Here is a 22593-nt window from a genome sequence, read left to right as displayed (position 1 = left end):
TTTTCCTCTACCTCCTATATAATGCTTCGAGACCATTGTAATCATCTACATACGGCATATGGGTACCATTAAATCCTTCTGATACCATAACAGATTGTTTTGTGTCTTCATGACCCAATCCCAAAGCATGACCATATTCATGTACAGCAGTTTCATTTTTATTACTGTGACTCAAACCATCAAATCCTCTCCAAAAATATATATCTACTGGGGGTTGGTTTTTTTGCACATAATAAAAAGCTGTAGCTACAGTTCTCCCTCTGTCTGTATTAGAATACCGCCATACAACATTTGACTGTATTTTTGAGGTACTTCTAGAAGATTGAACTACAGGAGAATAATTCCAAGTATTCCCACCAGTAACTGCATATCCACCATAGTTTTTATTTAGGACTGAGGAATCAATGTAATACCTTAGAGCAGTTGGATGTTGAAAGCTATTCCCCTGTAATACATAAGCATTTACTGAAGATAAAGGGGCTAATAATAATAATAAACAGATTAAAGCTAATATTGACTTTTTGTACTTCAATTAAATTTACCTCCTATTAAAATAGTTAAAAAAGAAAACCCTTCCAAAACAATAACATACATTAAACATATTGTTAATATATACCTAGTAAATTTTTTCCATAATTTTAATAGATTTATTTTAATGGAATGTTTCATGAAATTCATTTATGATTTATTACGCCGTTTATTGTTTCAATCTGTAGTGATAAAAAGTGCTCTTCCACAAATTCAAGAAAAGCGCCTTTCGATATATTTCGTTAATACCATATTAGCACCTTTAAAACCAAATGCTCTGCCTTCTCTCTGCCATAAGTCTGACAATTATCTGCCTTTATTCATAATTTTAAAGAATTTTGTATCCAATTTAGAGTCATAGTCTTGTAGCTCTTTTATTTTTTCGCTAATATCGGAAACTAACTTAACCTTTAATTGCTCCAGTTTTAAATAAGACTCCTCTGTTAATAGAGGAGTCCAACCAACTTGATGAACATTTTGATATTCTTTATATAATTCCACTTGTTCAAAATAAACTTTAAAGGTTTTTTCAAGATCAACAATTGAGTTGTAAACAACTCCATCAACATTAGTAGCCGTTATTTTAAGTTCACGAAGAAACTTGCTTAAATCATATTCGTTTGGACCAAAATTATAAGATACATATGAATGATCTTCCCTATTAATCTTTGTTAAATTATCTATAATAGTATCTAAACTCTGTTTCTTCTTAGGAAATTCTATTATATATCTATCGTTAGCCTGTTTTTTTAAAGTCCATCTTACTCCCATAAGAGTTAGTCCTCCTCCAATTATTGAACCAATGAAAGCTAAGACTCCAGCTGTCATTGTGGGATTATCAGGAAAAAGTAAGTCAATTAACCCTAGAAATACTGTAATGTTTATTACTAACAAACAACCAATAGCAATATATTCCCTTAATTTTGTTGACACTATCATAACCTCCAATATTCAAATAACAACTTAAAAGACATCCACTAAGGGATGTCCTTATCCTTTGTAAATTTCAATTTTTAAAATAAATGCTAGCTTATAAAATATTCTACCTTTAAGTCTATAATACCTTCTTTCACTCATCCCTAATTCATTATAAATCTCATAATCATAAACCTCATCCTCTTCCAGGTACCGTTTAATAATTAACTCCCTCTCCCTAGTTCCTAAACGATTAACAGCTCTTCTAATCCGTTCGATATACTCTAACCTTTCACGTTCTAGATCTACTCTTTCAATAGCCACTTGTTCAGTGGAGGAATAAAATGCATTGGTGTTTGAAGGTGGAATTAATGAGTAGGAAGCTGTTATTCTAGGAATCTTCTCTTCCGGAACAGATAGTAAATAAAAACGATACTTTTCGAGCGAATTCTCTACAGCTTTTTTAGTTGCTTCACGGTCAATTTCAGGTAAATTAAAGGATAATTGTGCCACCAAGATTCCTCCCTTATGGTAAAATAAGAATAGGTCGGTCAGGAGAAATCCTGGCTTTTTTATTTTGGTATAGTAGGTTCGTTTCCTTCAATCATAGTTACAAGACTTATTAAATCCTCATTAAGTTTTTCAGGATGTAACTCATAATCCCGTCTTCTTGGTTTAGTATCATATTGATTACCTTTACTTTAATTTCGGTTAATTCTAGTTTGTTAACCCCATCCATGTTTCAGTTCTGTCGGAGGTATCGGAATTTGTTTGATAAAGTAAGGATTCTTCCAATTTAGGAGAATAGTAGTTAGAAATAAAATGAGAGTCTCGGATGACGTAGTCGTTAATTCCGTCATTAGCCATTTTTTGAACAGTTACCTCGTAAAATTCACGAGGTTCGGCATCCTTAGCAACTACATTTAGATAATCACCTTGATGATAACCAATTTTTGCAATTGGGGCCGCAATCTTCACTCCTGGAATTTGTCTAATAATCTCTAAATCTTCTATGGTGATTCCCCCGTACCCAGCTAAAATATGGGACAGAGGGACAGGTTCCGCGTCCCACCAAAAAATGGTATTCCCTCGCTCTGTCCACTATATTTCAATCTGCTTAATAATTTTTGCAGGATTTCCGCCAACTACCACGTTGTCTGGTATGTCTTTCGTGACGACTGCACCGGATGCAATAACGACGTTGTCTCCTACCGTAATTCCAGGATTGATGACTGCATTTCCGCCAATCCACACATTGTTTCCAAATTTGATCGGTTTTGCGTATTCTTTTCCTGTATTTCGTTCTACTGGATGCAAGGGATGTGTTGCTGTGTAGATCTGTACCCCTGGTGCAAGCATACAATTATCTCCGAACCGAACTTCACAAACATCTAATATCGTACAGTCAAAGTTCGCAAAAAAGTTCTCACCTACGTGTGTATTGTAACCGTAGTCAAAACGGATATTAGGCTCCATATAAACATTTTCTCCTGTGGATCCGAGTAACTCCTTCAATATCTGTGTACGCTTTTCCGCTTCCGTTTCTAACGTTTGATTGTAGATTCTAACTTTGCGCCTTGCTTCCTCACGCTCTTTTAATAAAATAGGGTCAGCAGGATCATACATTTCTCCAGCCAACATTTTTTCCTTTTCGCTTTTCATTTGATTGTTTTCCCTTCATTTAAATACCAATTGTATACACATGATAACAAACACACTGAGAGAAGTTAAATTTTTCCGATTCCGTATAAAAATTTAGTGAGGTATAACTAATTATGTTAAAAAAATATGGATTTATTAGTTAGCTATCCCTAATTTTCATAGAATACAATCGGGCAAAAAGTGGTTTTAGCAATATTGAGGACTGGCAAGCATGGAAAATGCTTTGCAAATGGACATTTAATATAAGCGTGGAGCTTCTTATTTAACATAGTGTTGAGTTTATTTAACAAGTTTGAGATTTTATTTAACAGCTTTCAGATTTTACTTAACAGCTTTGAATATTTATTTAACAACTTTCAGATTTTACTTAACAACTTTGAAAATTTATTTAACAACTACGACCATTTATTTATCACTGACCTCGTTTTATTTATCACCGAACCCAGTTTATTTATCAACGACCAACGTTTATTTATCACCGAACCCGTTTTATTTATCAACGACCACCGTTTATTTATCAACGAACTCCATCCTCGCTATTTTATAAATGGCGAGAAAAATATTTAAACTTCCCATAAAGTTTGCTCTTATACTTTTCCACTTTATTGATCTTCCTAAATGTTAGAAATGAGGCTATAACAACTAGTACTAATAGCCATTCGTGACCTTCTCGTTCATTGTCAATAATGTTATGCACCGTTCATCCCCCTCTCTTCATGTGAACAAACATTTAATCTTCACCTTCTAGTCGACTTAAAATTTTTTGAATATCTTTTTGATAGTCGGCATCGATGTTGTAATGTTGATTTCCTATTTTAAAAAGACTTTCGCTAAAGTTAAACCAATAATCTTCCGTACTTTTATCCCCGTACTTTACTTCCACCTTATAATCGAAGTTATCTCCTATATAATCGAATGGCTCTGCACTTTCAATCGCCTGACTTATTACTTGCTTTTCCGGTGCCTCAAAATACTCAATTAAAAATTCATTTGTATCGGCATCAAAAATTTCAATAGAAGCCACTTCTTTTTCATGAATAGAAGCTGGATAAAAAGCACCATTAGTTTCTTGACTGCAACCAGCAATAATAAACATCAAAATCATTATAAAATAAGATTTCTTCACGTACTTCTCCACCTCCCATTAAAAAAATCACTTTTCTATGTCCTCTAAAAATCTTTCCGGTTCGTCCATTCGGCATACGATCCTTTTTATGAACTTCTTCTTTCCAAACATTCCGGTCATTTCAACTGGTTCGTGTAACATAATCTCGTATTGTGGAGAATCTATGTTTAATAATGAGTAATACATATCACTCGGAACTTTCTCGCCAAGATCCAATGCTTTCGCTTTACTTATTTTCGCGATATTCGTTAAGTCGAAATCTATAGAACTCTGAAAACCTAAACGAATAATGAGTCGGCCGTTACTCATTTCGTGTGGCATATGTTTTACAGAATTATATAAACCTACTAAATACAATAATCCATAAATATTTAATGCAGTGAGAATCCAAGCAGCGACTTCACTCCATTTTTGTAACAAAAAATGAAATAACATTCCTTCTCCAAAAATGAGAATACCGAATACGATGACAATCGTTTTAATTTGTGATGATATATGATACGTATACTGTGCAGAAGACTGCTTTTTTCCCTTTTGAAACCATACAAATAAAGAGAAATAAAGAACATACAGCTCCTGACGCACAACATTAGATAAAAATTGGTTTCCAAGCTTGGTGCTTATTTCTTCACTCAGTCTTTCAATGAAACCTTGTTCTGAATGGCGGTTGTTGCTCACCTTTTTCAGGAGAGAAGTAATGATAAAACTAACTAGGAAAATCTCCACAATGATGAAAATCCAAATGAACTGTGGAAAATAAGTTCTACTAATTAAAATTGTGATAAATAAAATGAAAACAACTATTAGGTTTCTAATAATACAACCCACCAGTGCAATTTAATAGTTTCAACTATACAATCCGTTCCATATCACTAAAAACAATGGACAACGGAACCTTTTTCTATCTTACTTTCAACACTTCTTCCCTTACTATTCTTCCATCAAGGAAATGGATTACTCGATCTGCTCTGTAGGCAATTTCTTTATCATGGGTAATTAAGACGATGGTAACACCGTCTTCTTGGTGAATCCTCTCAAGTAACGAAATAATATTCTCCCCATTGGTTGAATCTAAGTTTCCAGTTGGCTCATCTGCTAAAATAAGTTTAGGGTTTGTGACGAGCGCTCTCGCAATCGCGACTCGTTGTTGCTCCCCACCAGATAGTTTACTAGGTAAATGGTTCATCCGGTGAGACAAACCTACTCTAGTTAATGCTTCTTCTGCTTTTTTTCTAGTATCCCTTTTACCAAAGAAGTTTAACAAAGGCATCATGACATTTTCTAACGCGGTGGCAGAAGATAAAAGCTGAAACTGCTGAAAGATGAATCCGACTTTTTCTAGTCTAATTTTTGCTAACTGGGAATCTTTTAATTGATGAATTGGCTCGTTATCAAGGAAGATTTGACCACTGCTAATCTCCTCTAATCCCCCAACTGTATGGAGCAATGTTGATTTTCCTGAACCAGATGGACCTATTATCGTAATAAACTCACCTGCCTCCACCGTTAATGATATATCTTTTAAAACTTCTAATTTTTCCTCACCGTTACCATACGCCTTACAAACGTTTTCGATTCTGATCACTTCATTCCCTCCCTTTTATGCTGCATGTTGGTCGCGCACCATCCCTCTCAATGATATTGTCCCTGTAAGGATGATGATGGAAAATAGTAGTAAAAACAGTGTAACAAAACTTGCGTAAAGCGCTATCGAGACAGGAACAGACATAGTTGTAAAAGCTACAATGGTCACTACCGCACCCCCAACACCTAGAAGAGAACCTATTAATCCAATGAGTGCAACTTCCAAGCATAAAAATAGCTGAATTCGAGTTAAAGACCATCCGATTGAACGCATAATTAATAGTTCTTTTTTCCGATCTGTCACATTCAAAAATAAAAGGAAGAACACACATAAAATTGTCAAGATGAGACCACCGATAAGAAATAGCTTTTGATAAGGTGCCATATGAAGATTAATTGCTTCTCCTAACACACTTAAAAATAAAAATTGTTCCATACTACTTTGGGCTGCCAAATATAAAACGCCAACATATAAAGTAAGTCCAATTGTACCTACTAGAAGGCCGAACCGCAGTGGCTTTCTTACCATTTGGTGCAAAACGTATGAACCTAAGCCTCTAATCGGTAACAATGAACGTGATTTCTGACTCATTACTTCTCCAGCTAATCCATAACGTGGTGAGTTTTTTATAGATTTACTACTCCCAGACCAATAGCCGAGCCCAATCATAAGGAAAAAAGCAATCCAAATCAGAAAGAAAAATTGCGTAGATAGAATGTCCATATAAAGATTCACTAAAAACATAAAACTAGTTGAAACCGTTGCAAGAATTGTTATTTCAAGACATAAAAGTAAAAGGATTCTTTTTCTTGACCATCCGAACGAACGTAGTATTGAAAATTCAACTGAACGCTTTAACAAACTATGAGTGATAACCGTGTAAATAAAGACGAAGCCAATTAAAAACAAATAAAGAAAGAGCCATTTATTCGCTTCATCTAACCGTTGCTCGATGCTCCAGCTTACTCCTTGTCTCTGCCAAACTTCCTCTACTACCCCAACTTCATTTGCACCTGTTCCTTCCAAATGCACATGAATTTTTTCACCAACAGACCCAAGCATTATTTCAACATGGTGACCTGTTTTATCGATAATTTCGGTAGCAACTTGTTCAATGATCCTTTGACTTTCCTCAGTACGTTTCTCGACGCCATCCACCAATACACGAATAGATGACAATGGGGGATCATCTTTATAATAGAGCCTTAATGCACTTAAAGAAGTTAGTAAATCGGGTGCTCCTGTATAGTAAGCATATTTTAAAGGAAGTGGCTTAAGTTGCGTCGGATTTAGCGACTCCCCTGCCCCGTCCATAAAAGCTACACTATGATGAGGCGTATAAATATCTAACGGTTCTCCTTCCTTCCAGACAGGATTAAAATTAGATTGAACTTTTGTAGCATCATAAAAACCTACAATATTAGCAGCAACTAAGCTATCATGATCCTCTCCATATTTTTGACGATAACTAGGAAAGTCGATTGAGAATTCTGCTATCGAGGGAGGATTAAATTGTTTAGCAAAAACAGTCGGTATACTGTTTTCTTCTTGCGTAATTATTTCATAGGAGAGTTGCCCATATTTATAGAAGCTTGATAATGTTGCGCCATATGAATAAAGCTCCTTTGTAATTTCATCTTTACTGACATGTAACACCCCGTTAACATTGCGCCACTCTGGGGATAGTGTCTCTAATTCAAGGGAAACAATTTCTGTTTGCGGAAGTGATTGCAAGTAAGCATCTACACCGTTCTGGAGGTCGGCTTCCGTTACTTCATCTGGTGTTTCAAATCGCTTAATGGAAATAGACTCGCGATAATCATACAATTGGCTATTCAAGGCAAGAAAGGAAACCTCGGGCATAATACCACTGTTGTTAACACTCTTTAAGACACTTAAACCTTCCTCAGTACTATCATGAAAGGAAAATAATTGCTCTTCAGCTTCAGGATCAATGGCTACAACTAGTAGCTCATTTGGATAACGAAGCAGTTCTGTCGGAGGTATTCGAATCTGGTACCATTCTGGTAAATTCCTCTCCTGATTAAATTTTTGATAGAGAAGAGATTCTTCAAACTCTGGAGAATAGTAGTTAGTTATATAATGTGAGTCCTGAATGATATAGTCGTTAATTCCGTCATTAGCCATTTTTTGAACATTTACCTCATAAAATTCACCAGGTTCGGCATCCTTAGCAACTACATTAAGATAATCACCTTGATGGTAACCAACTTTTGCAATTGGGGCCGCAATCTTCACTCCTGGAATTTGTCTAATGATCTCTAAATCTTCTATGGTGATTCCCCCGTACCCAGCTATACTGGACTGAGGTGGCACCCATCCATCTCCTAGAACATTGTTACCTTTTACTTCCTCAGGGAGAACTAGAATGTCATAGTGGTATCTCCAATTTGCTTCTAAATCGGTTCGTGCTTGCAAGTTCATCCGATCCGTTACGGCAAGCGACCCGATAAATCCAGTTCCTATTAATAATAAAATAAGAATAACTACAACAAACATTTTCCATCTCTCATAGAATGAGGCTTTTAAATAGTGGAGCAAGGTAAATCCTCCTTTTTGGACAAGCTTAAAAACTATTAAATATATATGAAGGAAAGCAGTATAATTTTCCCATCCGTTGTTAATTATACTTAATTTTATGAATCACATCACTATTTTTTTAAATATTTGAAAAATTTATCAAGTACGCCAGCATACGAACAAGGGACCTTTGCCCACAAAAAAACAGGCGGAGGTAAGTCTCTGCCTGTTGAAATTCCTTCCATGATACCTTCAAATCGATGTAATCTTCACTAATCTAGTTTCCCAATCAGTTTATACTCAGCCTTTACCATCTCATATTGAATTTTGTATTCCTGACCGATTTCAAACGCATTACAAAAATCGTTTGCTGTATTTTCGAACTCACTATCAAAATGATATTCTATTCCTGTCTCTTCCGCAGTTACCGTACATCTGTTTAGCCCCATATGCTCGTATACGGAAACGTTTTCCACCACGATAAGTGCTTCCCCTTTGTAGGAAGGGCGGTTTTCGTATAGCATCATAGCACCTATGACGATACTTAATCCGATTAGTAATGATACCACTCCTTGCTTTCTTTCCATTTTTACAAAAAGAAAAAATAGTCCAGCACCGATAAAGCCAATCCCAACCATAAATAAAATAAGTCCAAAGATATACAAAAAGTTCCCAAAATAGAACGGTGTTTGCAACGTCTCACTTGCATTTTCTCCAGAAATAGCTGAATGGTTTTCAGTAGAAAAAATACTATTAAGTAACAGGAACAAGGCTATTAAAATAGGTGGGACAAAAAGTACTGTTTTTGGCAATCTAAACAAAACATTTTTGCTTTTCACATCCGTGTTTCTTAAAACATTTTCTATTTTCGCTGTCGTTTGATCATCCATATTTAAGTCTGGTCTTTTCTTTAAAGGAGTAAGAACATCTCTTTTATTTCGATTTATCATACATCACTACTCCTTCCTCATCAGTAGAAATGTAGCTGCTTATTTTTTTCAATGCTCGATGATAATTCACCTTTACTTTCGATTCACTCCACCCTAGTATTTCGGCTGTTTCTTTAGTCGAGAATTCTTTCAATCCTCTAAGAATAATAACTTGTCGATAATCGTTTTTCAGAGAGTTTAATGCCTCTTGGATTACCTTCCAATCTACGTTTCTTTCTACATTAAATTCAGGTGAAGGCACAAATGTAGATTTCTCGTTTGTCCATTTAAATGGAAGAAGCCGACGTATTTTTTTCTTTCGGTAAAAATCAACCGTAGTATTTTTTGCTATAGACATAATCCACGTTCGAACACTGGAATCACCTTTGAAGGTACTTATACTTTTCAACGCCTTCACAAAAATATCTTGCGTTAAATCTTGAGCATCTTCCACATTGTTTACAAAATAAAGACAGTAATGGTATACATCTTGGTGGTATGGATGATAAACGTCTCTAATGAAGGATTCTTTTTGTTTTTCATTCAATCATTTTCCCTCCTTCTATATTTGTAGTAATTTATAGTCGTATGAGTAGGGAATCGGTTACAACTTTTTGTAAACTTTTTATTTTCATATAAAAAAGGCGATGCAGGTTGAGGTCGCCCTAATTTTTTTATGAAAGTTTACTTCTCGGGCTAACCTCTCTTGTTTTTTGCCCAACCGAGCCGCTTTTTCGGCCAACTGAACTCGCTTTTACGCCAACACTGTCACTTTTTCGGCCAACTGAACTCGCTTTTACGCCAACTGAACATCAGTCCAACAATTGTACCATAATCATAGTTCCAGCTACCGGTGTTTGGACCCAAAAATGTAAATCTTTTCAACTCTATGTAGTTTGTTTATATTAATCTTAGTACTACATAAAGCAAAAAAGACCAAACAGTGCTGGAACACTATTTGGCCAGTTTTCTTCAAGCGGAGGCTTTTATAAGGGTAACCCCCTATCTATGCCATCTTGGTAATTACCATACTCGACTCGGCATCCACCCATCCGTCCACATTAGTTGCTTATATATACGTTGTATGTTCTATTCGCAAATGCTGCGTACTCAGCGCGGGTGACGGCTTTTGCAGGCTCGAATTTCGCATAAAAGTTTACTTCTCCGTCTTTTAACTTATATTCCATATTGTCGGCAAAATAATCTTCTGCCGAAAGGATGTTTAGTTCGAATGCAAGTTGCACGTATCCTCTTAAATTTGGTGTGAAAGATGCACTATCTTCAATAACAATTTTTTGATCGCCATAGTATACAACGAACGGCTCTGATTCTAATTTTACACTTCTAGCATTCGCTTCGTTTTCTAATCCTAAGCTTTGGACTAAAGAATATGCAACTTCTTCTCTTGTTACTTCCTTGTTCGCAGAGAACTTAGATCCATCCGTTAACATAACAGGTTGTTGTTGGATAGAGGGGTCTTTTAATGCTCCCCCTCTAGCAGATACAGATTCCGCAAAGGAAAGCAGCGCCGAATTTTTTAAATCTTGGAACGATTGAGAACCGTCCACTGGTAAACTTTGACGAATCCCCATACCCATTACTAATAATTTTGCAAGCTCTCCACGTGATACTGCTGCATCTGGTTGATAGTTCCCATCTTTGTTCCCGTCTACTAGTCTATTATGAACGGCCATAATAATAGAGTCTTGGTAGCGGTGGCCAGCAATATCGTTTAAGCCTGTGTAACCTTTGGACTCTCTTGTCGTGACTACGCCATTGACCGTTTCAGGTAACGCTATTCCGATTGGATTTACCGTATCACCACGTAATCCACGTATTTCAATCGTCCATGTTCCAGCTACCGGGGATGGGACAATGACCGTTCTATCGTAATAAAGTGCAAAAAGTAAGGAAATACCAGAGCTATACTCTTTCCCAGTTGGGTCAATTAATACTAAGTTAATTGGGTTACCACTTCCAGCAAAGCCTTGACCATAAACGGTTACACCGATTTCCGTTAAGCCTTCCTTCACTTCAAATGGTATACTCCCATTTGTTGCTGGGTCGTACGGAATCGAAATATCCTGTCTCTTCACATCTAAATCTATGCTACTGTTGAACGTTTGATTAACATTTAACGTTTTACCGTATTCACGACCGTTAAATGCTACATCGACCGCTGCAAAAGCATTCACATATCCAGCTCCTACTTCCCACGAAGCTTTCCCAGGAATATTTGTTGCTGTTTGCTGTAGAATTGCTTTCACTTCATCTGGACTTAAATTAGGGTTTGCATCTAGCATTAGCGCAACAATTCCAGCTACATGCGGAGCAGCCATCGATGTACCACTAGCCGTAGTATAGTATGGTAAATGAGCTGTTTCAATTAATTCTGCATCTTTTTGGGCACCTAACGGAGTTAATGCATCTACTGCACGTGTAGAAATAATATCTACCCCTGGAGCCGTAACTGTCGGGCGATCTTCCCAAGTAAATTCTTGTCCATCTACTACAACCGTTCCACCTTTTCCTTCTACACCACGAGAAGAGAAGCTAGCTAGATTTCCAGCTTTATCGCCAGCAGCGACTGTAATGACCCAAGGAGCTTTTTTAAAGTTACCGGTGATAGTACTTTCAGCTGGACCAGAGTTACCTGCGGAAAATACGACGACAATTCCTCGATCATATAATTTCTTTGTAGCAACGTTTGTAGGATGGCTTGGATCAAAATCAGAACCAACATCACCCGTACTACCGAAGGAGTTCGTGATAACTCGAATATCATATTCATACTGGTGTGTTAACGCATAATCAAATCCACCTAACGTATCCAAAATAAATATTCCAGCTCCAGATCCATATCCTACTAAACTAGCTCCTGGTGCAACACCAGCATGCTTGCCGCTAGACATTACACCGTTTCCTGCAACCGTACCTGCAACATGTGTACCGTGAGATGCAGTATCTGTGTTTGGCACATTTTCCGTATACGTAATTGGTAGTAGACTGGTCTGTGCATTAAGGTTCGTAGTCCCTAAAACATTTTGAATAGTTTTTCTTCCATATTCTAAGTCTTTGTGCGTTCCATCAATACCACTATCATTAACTAAAACGGTTACACCTTTACCTGAAACAGGCATGCCTCCGTTTGCTTTTCTAAACGCATCCTCTGTTTGCACTTTGCGTGCACCTGTTAGATTTGTTGCATCATAGTTTTCATATTCTAGTTTCTCGTTGAAATAGAGCGAACGAACTTGAGGTAGAGCAGCTAATTCCGACACTTGTGTGGGAGTTGCAATAACCCCTGCAATTGGTAGAGATTGAAACGAAACACCTTTCTTAATCCCAAGCTTGCCTAACAATTCATTATGGCGCGCTGTTGGTGCTTCGTCTCCCCAAAACGTCACAATAACCTCCACTTCGCTTGCCGATTTTAACGCCTTTGTCAGCAGAGGATCTACCACCGTTTCGACTTGCGTGTTTAATGGTAAATCACTAAACGCGGAAGCTAACTTATTAGTCAACGAATTAACTGTCCCTGTTAATGCGGATACTGGCATACTAGTAAATACGAGAAGAAATGTTAAAATTATTGCCGTCAAACTATACCTTTTTACTCTCATTACCTTTCCCCCTTAACACCATTTTTCATAATGTGTAGAACATTCTAACAATTAAATGGTACCAAGAAAAAAGAAGGGAAATAAGGCTTATTTTTAAAATAACCCAAAGGATATAGAAGGACTAGTCTTATGTATATATGCGACTACATATAATTACTAGTTGGCAAGTCTGTTTTCTACCAAAAAAAGGAACCCGTCCCTCTGTCCACCCCAGAACGGGAAAGCCCACTTCTTTTGGTGTGGGATGAAAGCGATGTCGAACAAGGTATGTCTTCGGACATATCAAGTGTTCGATTTTTTGTTGCGAACATGCGTTCCTGTATGGTAAAATATATCTATAGGAGGTGAGTGCGTTGGCTAAATCTAAAACTCCAAGCTATGTTCTAACGTTAAGAATAAAAACTGAAATACACCAAGAGCATAAATTATCTAAGCGATTCGAGTTATCCAGGGGCATGTATAATGCATGCTTAAGAGAATTACTTAAAAGATATACAGCTTTAAAACAATCAAAAAAGTATCGAGTTGTTTGTAAGATGGAGAAGGGAAAAAAGCGAAATAAGCTATTTTCAGAGTTGAATAAGGAGTTTGGATTAGCCGAGTATTCGCTTCATGAGTTTGTGAAACCGATGCAACATGAATTTAAAAAGAATATAGATTCATTTACCAGCCAAAAAATTGCCACAAGAGCTTTCAAAGCTTTTGAAAAATTAATGTACAAACAAGGGAAGAAAGTGCATTTCAAGAAGTGCGGCGAAATGTATTCCGTCGAAGGGAAGTCTAATTCAACAGGTATCAGATACAAGGATGGCAATATATTTTGGAACGGTCTAGTTCTTAGAACAATCGTTAAAAAGAAAGACGACTATGCCCACCTTGCGCTAGAAGACAAAATAAAATTTGTTAGAATTAAAAGAGAATGGATTAAGAATAAATATGTATACTACGCTCAATTAGTACTCGAAGGAACGCCTCCGAAAAAGTACAATACCAAAGGGATGAAAAATAATAGTTCTACTCAGAAAAGAGTAGGTATTGATATAGGGACTTCTACTGTGGCAGTCTGTTCTGAAACAAAAGTTATGCTGACGGAGCTTGCGCCTAGTGTTATTGATTTAGATAAACAGATAAGGATTATCCAAAGAAGTATGGACAGAAGTAAAAGAGCAAGCAATCCATTAAAATATAAAAAAGACGGCACGATTGATACTAGCAATAAAGACAAATGGCTCTTTTCAAAACGATATATGAGAAAAAAGAGCCAATTAAAAGAGTTGCAGAGGCTGAATAGAGCTAAAAGAAAACAGGATCATGAAACGCTAGCTAACTCCATCATTGCTTTAGGTGACGTTGTATTTGTCGAAACCATGAGTTTTAAGGGACTTCAAAGAAGAGCGAAAGAAACAACGGTGAATGAAAAAGGCAAATTCAATAAAAAGAAAAGGTTCGGAAGAACGATCAGCAATCGAGCACCTGCGATGTTACTAAGGATTATAGAACGCAAACTTAAATACAAAGGCTTAAGATTAAATAAAGTAAATACAACACTTACAAAAGCAAGTCAATATAATCATTTCACTAATACATATGAAAAGAAAAAACTTCACGAAAGATGGAACAACTTTGGTTTCTGTAAAATACAACGAGATTTATATTCAGCTTTTCTATTAATGAACTGCAAGGAAAGCTTGGATGAAATAGATAGAGATCTGTGTGAACAACACTTCCATAAATTTAGAAAAATGCACGACTTAGAAATAACAAGGATGAAAACGAAAGAAAAATCCTCCGTTAGAATGGATATATAAAAAACTTATTATCGGTTTAGATATGAGCCGAAACAACCGCTAATAGAAACAGAGGTTTCTTTGGTTGTAAAAGTCTAATTGAACATATATGAGTTCCTTTGTGTTGTAACTAGAAGACTAATTATTCTTCCGGTGAGAGCATTGGAGAAGTATATAAGTAAATTAGAACCCCACTCCTTTAGGTGTGGCAGTATCAGTAATCCCACCTTGGAATTTTACTGTTCCATGACCAATAATAATAATGCCTAACACTACTCTTAATAATAATGCACTAATACCTTGTTGATTTTTCATTTACGTTTCCTCCAAAGAAGTTTTTTATTTAACTAAAAAAATATTATTCATATTTGAAAACTAAAAGAGGAAAAAAAGAGAAAATATCCCGATATTTTGTTTCCTCATAAGAATATTTATTCTTTATAAGATAACAAATTAGATTATTAACTGTAAATAGTTTTTGCTTAGAAATATGTTCCTAACAGAATTTTTTTCGCAACTCCGGTCACAAACTGGATTTTAATTGAATACAACCACAAGCCCTAGGTCAAAAGGATGGTTCCACCTTTTCAACTCATTAAAAATTAGTTATACTATTGTTAATACTGCATAAAGTAAAAAAGACCAAACAGTGCTGGAACACTATTTGGTCGTTCAATAGTCGCAGGTCCCTTCAAGGGGGCGGCTTTTGGAAGCGAACCCACTCACTTTGCCGTCAAGCTCAAGGGTGGGTTATTTTCTGTCTACATACGAGATGATGGACACGATCAAACCGGCAAATGAAATCATTAGCGCTAACGTTTGAAATGTCGTCATCATAAGCACCACCCCCTTTCGATGGGGTAATGCCGACCACCCTTGAGTTTCCCTAACGGACTATTGCGAAACTATTATAGCATAAAACAGAACGCCTGTTCTATTGATTGGTAAAAATAATAGGTCATTAATAGAAAAAACTTCGCGTCAACCACTCTCTAATCACTAAACTATCCCTTCAATCATTTCAATAATTTCACCTAAACTACTTTTATGCATACCGTTTATTCGAAAATGATGGTTTTCAAATTGACTGCTTTCTGTCACTCTGTTTGGTACGATCACACAGTTCAATCCTGCTGCAATAGCGGCTTTTGTGCCATTAGGAGAATCTTCGAAGGCAATTGCTTCTGATGGAAGAATATTAAAATGTTGAATAACATTATTGTATAGTGCTGGATCAGGCTTTACTTTTTCCACATCATCCTTCGTTTGAATAACATCGAAGTAATGTAACAATTGAAGCTCCTCTAAAAAATGTGTAACCCACTTGCGGTCCGAGCTTGACGCCAAGCCAATTTTCAACCGTCGCTCTTTAGCAGCTTGAAGAAAATCTTCTACTCCTTCTCGAGCTACAGGTGTCCCTAATTTAGTCTTATGTAGCGCTCTAGCCTTTTCCCTTAAATCATCTATTGATATATTTACGCCCGATTTTTCCAAGAGGAAATGAAAAATCTCAGGTCCGTCTGTCCCGATGTACGTCCCATATTCAGCTACTGGAATGTCACGATCAGTTTTACCTAATACTTCACAGAAACTTTCATACCAAGCATACTCTGTATCGATGATTAATCCGTCAAAATCAAAAATAATCGCCTTTATCATATGCTATTCCCTCCTATTTTTAATACCGGTTATTCACCTGTCTTGGCCGTCCACTTCAAGACAAATAACCCCTTTTCGATGATTAGGGGTACTTGCCAGTTAAAACTCTTGATTAGAATCGTCTTCCATATCAACATCAATATTAAATTTCACCTTACTAGCCAATAAGTAATATAAAGAATAATGGACAGGTATATTGTTCACATCGATAATTACTTTGCCAATTTGAATAACAGGTTCCATCCGAGAAACTTCTAGCAATTCACTAATTTCTTGTGAAGGGTGTAAAAATTCGAGTTCTTTCTTCGCACACTTGAACTGGACTCCATACTCATTTTTCACAATTTGGAATGTAGAAACGTTCTCTTCCATTTTGTCTTGAATTCCTGGGTAAAGATCTAACGGAAAATAGGAATAATCAACACTAAACGCACTATTCGTATCCTTGATTAGACGGACAAGCTTTAATACTTCAAACGGTTCTTCACGCTGAAACAATTTCATTAGCTGTTCATCAGCCTCTTCCACCGTTTTAGAAAGTGTTTTTTTCGTAATCGTCGTTTTCCCTAACCACTTTCCGTTCGTAAACCCATTTAAATCTAGCATATGGATTTGCTGCTTCGTGTTTTTGACGAACGTACCTTTCCCGTGTAGGATCTCAATTACTCCTTCATTTTCGAGCTCCTTTAACGCTCTTCGAATGGTAATTCTACTAGTCTCAAAAATTTCACATAGCTCATTCTCATTTGGTAATTTCTCATTAGGTGGAAATTGACCAGACTTTATCATTTCTTTAATATTTATCATCACTTGTTCGTACAAAAATCCAGGTTTCACTGCATTCTCTATTTTTTTCTTCATAACCGTACCTCAACTTCGTGGTATTTTCTCCTATAATTATACAGAATTATTTGCAGAAAAACCTTAAATTTCGAAAAATATGAATGATTATTCACTCTATTTCTTTCGGATATCCCCAGCCACCATAAAACGTACATGTTTCACTTGCTCGTTCTGCCGCAAAATGGAGCGCGTCCTTTATCTCTTCTCCATTAAGAAATGCTGTTAGAAAACCAGCTATAAAACTATCTCCAGCTCCCATTGTGTCCACAACATTCGTTTCAACCGGCTCTTGGTAATAACGTTCACCTTTATATAGAAATAGTGCAGGTTTTGATCCTCTCGTAAACCCAGCTACCTCTAAATCATATTTTTCTACTTTCGTAATGAAATCTTCTAACTGTTCCTCCGATAAATCAGAAGCAGAAAAGAAACCAAAAGAAATGTGCGGACATACTTTTTCTAAATAAGCCTCTTCTAATCTAGTAGAAAAATCAAACGACACCTTTGTTTGCTCCGCAATAAGAGGGAGCTCCTCTTCTAAGGATGAATAACAGCTAGAATGACAAACATCAAACTGCCTTACATACTCTAACTCTTCCGCTAACAACTTAATTTTCACCTTATGTTGAACGGTATTTTTAGGTCCACCTACGAAAACTCGGTCTCCGTCTTCCGTTAAGTTCACTTTCGGTTGACCACTAATTCCTTCGACTACTCTTGTTCTATCAAACGCGACTCCCTCTTCTGTTAGTGCATACTTCAAATGTTGCGCTTTATCGTCTGTTGCGAAGTTGCCGATATAACTCGTTTCCTCTGCACCAGAACGTTTACAATTTACTAATACGTTTACGCAATTCCCACCTGGATAATATTTTCCTTGATCTAAATAACAATCTACAACATTATCTCCGATTGCAATAATTTTCATCTTTTATACCCCTCTCTCTATCTCTTACCCTTTTACAGATCCTTCTGATAATCCTCTTACTAAATATTTTTGAAGCATAATTAACAGCACAATCATCGGAATAGAAGAAATAACCATTCCAGCGAGGAGAACACCCCAGTCTGTTCGAAGCGCATCCCGGAAGTTCATCAGTCCAGAAGGAATTGTTTTTAGTGCATCAGAATCAATAAAAATCGTTGCAAATAAAAACTCATTCCAAGCGAAAAACGCTGTCAATACGATCGTTGTAATTAATATAGGTCTTGCCATCGGTAAATAAATTTTCGTATAAATTCCCCAATCGCTACAACCGTCAATAACAGCAGACTCTTCTAACTCTTTCGGTATACTTAAAAAGTACGACCTTAATAGAAGAATAGCAATCGGTAATCGAAACGCTATATACGGTAGAATTAGCGCCAATCTCGTATTAATCATGTCAAAAGCACTTAAAATGTTAAACAGCGGAATAAGCGCTACTTGTGGGTTAATCATCATCCCAGCAATGATAAAAATTAACGCTAAATCGATTAATCTTGAACGATATTTTGCGAGTGAAAAAGCTGCCATTGAACCGAAAAGTAACACAGAAAAAATAGTAGCAATCGTCACAATGACACTATTTAAAAAATAACTAGAGATCCCTTTTGACCATGCTTCGATATAGTTTTCATATTTCCATACTTCAGGAAAGCCCCATACGTTATTATATATTTCATCATAACTTTTCATCGAGGAAATGAACATCCATAATAACGGGTAAAGAATAATAACAGCAAATGCTATTAGTGCAAATAATGTTATCGTTTCACCTACTCCAAATTTCCTATTTTTAGTAAGCTTCATGTTCACTCATCCTTTCCCGTTCCGGATAACCGAATTTGAATAAGTGCTAGTATCGCAGTAAGTATAAAAATGACGATAGCTAACGTAGAGGCGTATCCCATATTATCTTTCACAAATCCTTCTTGATACATATGAACGGCCATTGTAATCGAGCTAAATCCAGGTCCACCATTCGTCAAAATGTACGGCTCATTAAAGACGAGCATTGACCCTGTAATCGTAATAAGTGTATTGACAAATATCGCTTCTCTCACTTGTGGGACCGTTACACTGAAAAATCTACGTACTTTCCCAGCTCCGTCCATTTCGGCAGCTTCGTACAGTTCCTTGGGGATTTTTTGTATGGCAACAATGAAAATCACCATAATAAAACCGATACTTTGCCACTGTGACATTGCGATCACAGCGTAAATTGCTGACGTCGAATTCCCTAACCACGGCTTTCCGTATTCTCCTAGTCCGATTAAATCTAAGAAACTATTTAATAGTCCCATTTGCGGATTATAAATAAAACCGAATAACAGAGCGATAACGGAAATCGAGATCATAACTGGCATGAAATAGACGACTCGGAAAAACGGTGCCACTCTTCTAAAGATTTTGTCCTCCAAAATATAGGCTAGTACGAGCGCAATGGCTACTTGGAAGAAGACGGATATAATGGCGTATTTAAAATTGTTTGCTAATGCAGTTTGTACTACTTTATCACTTAAAAGAACTTTAAAATTATCCAATCCAACCCATGTTTTCGTTTGAGAAAAAACAGAAAAGTCGTAGAGACTGTAGTAGAAATTTTGTATTAGAGGAATAAATACAAATGTAGCTAGTATGACAACACTCGGTAATAAAAATAAGATAGACATGATTCTACTTCTATATCTAGTCACTTCCTTCACCCCTTGCTGAATAGTCCGATATTCTTTATAAGGCTCAGGATAACCTGAGCCTCAACACATACTTTATAACGTTTACTCATTTTTCAATCGAGCTGCTCTTTCTTGTACATCTTTCATAATATCTTGAGGAGTCGTTTGGCCTGTCGCTAACGATTGACCACCTCTCATAAAGATGTCTGCGATATTAATATTGACGGCATTATCAAACCAAGGAGCTGGGGAAGAAGCACTTAACACAATCTCGTAAGCTTCAAAACTAGCAGGAGAAGTATTCCCTTCATCCACTCCACCTTTAATCGCATTCAGCTGACCATCCGTTTTCGTAAATTCGTACGCCGTTTCTTTAGAAGTTAAAAACTTTAAGAAATCGACCGCTTCTTTTGGAGCGTCTTTACTTAACATCCAGCCTTCAGGTGCACCTGTTAACGCGTCCGGATCTCCTTTTCCACCTGCTACTGCTGGGAAGTTAAAGAATCCGAAATCAACGCCACCGATATTTTCTACTAGTTTAATTTCCGCGAACTGCATGTATACGATTGGAATTTCTCCATTACCGAACATGTTTCTAGCTGTTTCATGATCGATTGCCGTTGAAATATCCCCCATATAGGATGTTAGTTCCTCGAAAATTTCTAGCCCTTTAATATAACCTGGGTCCGTAAATTCACCAGTTTTTGCATTATAATCAACTGCCGTTACTCCTGGATCTAGTACTCGTTGGAAAATCGTCCCCATATAGTGAGAGATTGCCCAAGCGTTCGTTAACCCTTCCACAAGTGGTGTATCGTATCCAGCAGCTTGCAATGAATCTAACACTTTAATAAATTCATCGTAAGAAGAAGGTGCTTGTAAGTTATGTTTTTCAAAAATTTCTTTATTGTAAAAGAACACTTTTCCATCGATAGTAAATGGTACTCCGTACGTAACATCATCGAACGTGAATCCTTCAAACTGAGATTCTATAATATTGCCTGACCATTCCTTGTCTTCTTCTAGTAAACTATTTAAATCCATAATTCTATTAGAGGAAACAAGGTTTTCTGCAAATGAGTTAGACCAAGAAGAAAACACATGTGGTAAATTATCGCTCGAAACGAGAACACGAATTTTCTCTTTATACGAATCATTTAATACTGCATCAACATTAATTTTGACATTCGGATTTGCTTCCATATACTCTTTAATTTTTTGATCATAGAACGACTTTCGTGGTTCATTCGGCCATCTATGAAAAAAGTTAATTTCTACAATATCCTCGCCATTCTCCCCTTTGGAAGAACCGGATTCACTCGATGAACACGCTACTAAAGATGCAAAGAGAAATAGTACCATTACTACAAATGAAAAAGTTCTTTTCATTAACTTACACCCCTTCGTTCCAATCGATTTTTTATTTTTTTAATATTCCATTTTCCACATATACCGACGAACGGATAACGGATGACCTGTATGTTCTGCAAGACCGTCCGCATATTGTCTTAACACGACACCTGCAATTGCTGGACCAAAGTATTCGCGAAGATCCTCGTCCACACCTGTATAATCAAGCTCTGCCACGTCTACCACTTCTACTTTATTGCTAAACTTTTCAGCAAAGTTAATCGCTCTTTCATCTAAAGGTCTAGTTGGTCCATCGCCTTTAATAATTAAGAACGGTACATCGAAATCTGTAATTTCAAACGGTCCATGGAAAAATTCACCGGAATGAATTGCATTAGAGTGAATCCATAACATTTCCATCAATAAGCAACTCGTAAAGGAGTATGCCTGATGGTAGTACGCCCCACTTCCCATCGTGTAGATAATCTTTTCACGTTTATTTTCTTTCCCATACTCAAATGCTCTATCAAAAGTGTTTTTCTTATTTGTTTCAAATAGATTTTCTAAATGACTTAATTGCTTTAATACTCTGTCATACTTTTCATTCGGTGAAACCGCATTCAAAATGCCGAAAATGAGAGAAAAGTAGACTCCAGTTTCCCCATCAATCGCGTCGGAACCGTCTTTATAGTTGTAATGAACAACATACTCCGCTGCCTGACATAACGGTGATTCTACTTCCATCGATACCGCAATCGTAACGGCCCCTTTTGATCGAGCAAACTTTGCCGCCTCTACTGTTTCTGGTGTAGTTCCTGAGTGAGAACGTAAAATAACGACACTATTTTCCCCTAAACCTTTTGGATCTACATGAACAAATTCGTTGGAAGTATACACTCTAGATGGAATATCAAGCTCACGATTTAAGAAATAATCTCCTGTAGCTAATGAAGCCATCGAACCTCCGCACGCTACAAAATAAAAGTTTTTTACATCCATTGCTTTGACTGCATTCACAGCTTCCGTAATTTGGTTTACATGTTCAGTTTTCATTTTGGCACCTCCAAAAAGTATAACATCATATGATGTATTATCTTTATACTAAAACGAAAGGTACGCCTTGTCAACGAGTTTTTAGAAAATTCTCTTTATTAAGTCTTTTCTACTAGTTAAATTGATATTCTACTAAAACAACCAATTATCTATAGAAGATAACGAGATAATTTCACCTCGATTACTATATGTGTATAATAAAATTTCACAAATATTTTTTTGGAAAATAAAAAGAGCAGATTCTAAAAAGAACCTACTCTCCTGTTTTTATAATGTTTTGAGCAAAGAAAAAAGGAGCATTTTAATTTAATAAAAATGCTCCTTTTCGATGTTT

At 36.5% G+C, this 22593-nt stretch carries 23 protein-coding genes; 1 reads left to right on the top strand and 22 read right to left on the bottom strand.

The genetic code is table 11. The annotated features are described in order from the left end of the window. Positions 1-7: 7 nt before the first annotated feature. The 13 genes from BC6307_RS07500 to BC6307_RS07445 form a co-directional block, all read right to left on the bottom strand. Entirely contained in the window at positions 8-532 is a 525-nt protein-coding gene (locus BC6307_RS07500) for a matrixin family metalloprotease (RefSeq protein WP_066416927.1), read from the bottom strand. 302 nt (positions 533-834) lie between these two features. Beyond that, complete coding sequence (locus BC6307_RS07495) at positions 835-1461, bottom strand: hypothetical protein (protein ID WP_066416923.1); 627 nt, start codon at positions 1459-1461, stop codon at positions 835-837. Between the two features lie 57 nt (positions 1462-1518). Next, positions 1519-1959: an ArpU family phage packaging/lysis transcriptional regulator gene (locus BC6307_RS07490; protein ID WP_066416921.1), complete on the bottom strand. Its 441-nt coding sequence runs from the start codon at positions 1957-1959 to the stop codon at positions 1519-1521. 201 nt (positions 1960-2160) lie between these two features. Then, a complete protein-coding gene (locus tag BC6307_RS07485; protein WP_066416919.1) occupies positions 2161-2421 on the bottom strand; it encodes a hypothetical protein in 261 nt (86 codons plus the stop codon). A gap of 123 nt (positions 2422-2544) precedes the next feature. Then, positions 2545-3105 carry a sugar O-acetyltransferase gene (locus BC6307_RS07480; protein ID WP_066416917.1) on the bottom strand — a complete coding sequence of 187 codons (561 nt, stop codon included), beginning with the start codon at positions 3103-3105 and terminating at the stop codon, positions 2545-2547. Positions 3106-3646: 541 nt separating this feature from the next. Continuing rightward, the gene (locus BC6307_RS25010; RefSeq protein ID WP_169714875.1) at positions 3647-3802 is read right to left on the bottom strand and encodes a hypothetical protein; all 156 of its coding nucleotides are present in this window, start codon (positions 3800-3802) and stop codon (positions 3647-3649) included. 33 nt (positions 3803-3835) lie between these two features. Further along, positions 3836-4231 (bottom strand): hypothetical protein, encoded by a 396-nt coding sequence (locus BC6307_RS07475; protein WP_066416915.1) that lies wholly within the window; start codon positions 4229-4231, stop codon positions 3836-3838. Between the two features lie 27 nt (positions 4232-4258). Beyond that, positions 4259-4957 carry a hypothetical protein gene (locus tag BC6307_RS07470; RefSeq protein WP_066416913.1) on the bottom strand — a complete coding sequence of 233 codons (699 nt, stop codon included), beginning with the start codon at positions 4955-4957 and terminating at the stop codon, positions 4259-4261. Positions 4958-5132: 175 nt separating this feature from the next. After that, positions 5133-5816 (bottom strand): ABC transporter ATP-binding protein, encoded by a 684-nt coding sequence (locus BC6307_RS07465; protein ID WP_066416911.1) that lies wholly within the window; start codon positions 5814-5816, stop codon positions 5133-5135. A 15-nt stretch (positions 5817-5831) separates the two neighbouring features. After that, complete coding sequence (locus BC6307_RS07460; RefSeq protein WP_157729278.1) at positions 5832-8336, bottom strand: FtsX-like permease family protein; 2505 nt, start codon at positions 8334-8336, stop codon at positions 5832-5834. A gap of 293 nt (positions 8337-8629) precedes the next feature. Next, the gene (locus BC6307_RS07455) at positions 8630-9307 is read right to left on the bottom strand and encodes a hypothetical protein (RefSeq protein ID WP_066416906.1); all 678 of its coding nucleotides are present in this window, start codon (positions 9305-9307) and stop codon (positions 8630-8632) included. Next, on the bottom strand, positions 9291-9833 hold the full coding sequence (locus BC6307_RS07450) for an RNA polymerase sigma factor (protein WP_066416904.1): 543 nt from the start codon (positions 9831-9833) through the stop codon (positions 9291-9293). The genes BC6307_RS07455 and BC6307_RS07450 overlap by 17 nt, the downstream gene beginning before the upstream one ends. A 514-nt stretch (positions 9834-10347) precedes the next feature. After that, a complete protein-coding gene (locus BC6307_RS07445) occupies positions 10348-12909 on the bottom strand; it encodes a S8 family serine peptidase (protein WP_066416902.1) in 2562 nt (853 codons plus the stop codon). A gap of 344 nt (positions 12910-13253) precedes the next feature. Between BC6307_RS07445 and BC6307_RS07440 the strand changes: the two genes are divergently transcribed. Then, positions 13254-14717 carry a transposase gene (locus BC6307_RS07440; protein WP_244905127.1) on the top strand — a complete coding sequence of 488 codons (1464 nt, stop codon included), beginning with the start codon at positions 13254-13256 and terminating at the stop codon, positions 14715-14717. A gap of 162 nt (positions 14718-14879) precedes the next feature. Here BC6307_RS07440 and BC6307_RS25510 read toward each other — a convergent pair whose 3' ends face one another. From BC6307_RS25510 to BC6307_RS07405, 9 genes are all read right to left on the bottom strand, one after another. Beyond that, positions 14880-15011 carry a hypothetical protein gene (locus BC6307_RS25510; RefSeq protein ID WP_268874246.1) on the bottom strand — a complete coding sequence of 44 codons (132 nt, stop codon included), beginning with the start codon at positions 15009-15011 and terminating at the stop codon, positions 14880-14882. A gap of 435 nt (positions 15012-15446) precedes the next feature. After that, positions 15447-15530, bottom strand: a complete 84-nt coding sequence (locus BC6307_RS25235) for a putative holin-like toxin (RefSeq protein WP_280522907.1) — start codon at positions 15528-15530, stop codon at positions 15447-15449. A 165-nt stretch (positions 15531-15695) separates the two neighbouring features. Next, positions 15696-16355, bottom strand: coding sequence for an HAD family hydrolase (locus BC6307_RS07435; protein WP_066411125.1), 660 nt, complete (start codon positions 16353-16355; stop codon positions 15696-15698). Positions 16356-16454: 99 nt separating this feature from the next. Beyond that, the gene (locus tag BC6307_RS07430) at positions 16455-17216 is read right to left on the bottom strand and encodes a GntR family transcriptional regulator (RefSeq protein WP_066411127.1); all 762 of its coding nucleotides are present in this window, start codon (positions 17214-17216) and stop codon (positions 16455-16457) included. Positions 17217-17307: 91 nt separating this feature from the next. Further along, on the bottom strand, positions 17308-18126 hold the full coding sequence (locus tag BC6307_RS07425) for a PfkB family carbohydrate kinase (RefSeq protein ID WP_066411128.1): 819 nt from the start codon (positions 18124-18126) through the stop codon (positions 17308-17310). Between the two features lie 24 nt (positions 18127-18150). Further along, complete coding sequence (locus BC6307_RS07420) at positions 18151-18990, bottom strand: carbohydrate ABC transporter permease (RefSeq protein WP_066411129.1); 840 nt, start codon at positions 18988-18990, stop codon at positions 18151-18153. A 2-nt stretch (positions 18991-18992) separates the two neighbouring features. Next, positions 18993-19853: a carbohydrate ABC transporter permease gene (locus tag BC6307_RS07415; protein WP_066411322.1), complete on the bottom strand. Its 861-nt coding sequence runs from the start codon at positions 19851-19853 to the stop codon at positions 18993-18995. Positions 19854-19958: 105 nt separating this feature from the next. Beyond that, positions 19959-21245 (bottom strand): ABC transporter substrate-binding protein, encoded by a 1287-nt coding sequence (locus tag BC6307_RS07410; protein WP_066411130.1) that lies wholly within the window; start codon positions 21243-21245, stop codon positions 19959-19961. A 39-nt stretch (positions 21246-21284) separates the two neighbouring features. Then, complete coding sequence (locus tag BC6307_RS07405; RefSeq protein ID WP_066411131.1) at positions 21285-22259, bottom strand: SIS domain-containing protein; 975 nt, start codon at positions 22257-22259, stop codon at positions 21285-21287. Between the last annotated feature and the right edge of the window lie 334 nt (positions 22260-22593).

Source organism: Sutcliffiella cohnii, from assembly GCF_002250055.1.
GTDB lineage: Bacteria > Bacillota > Bacilli > Bacillales > Bacillaceae_I > Sutcliffiella > Sutcliffiella cohnii.
This window is presented reverse-complemented; position numbering and strand designations above follow the sequence as displayed.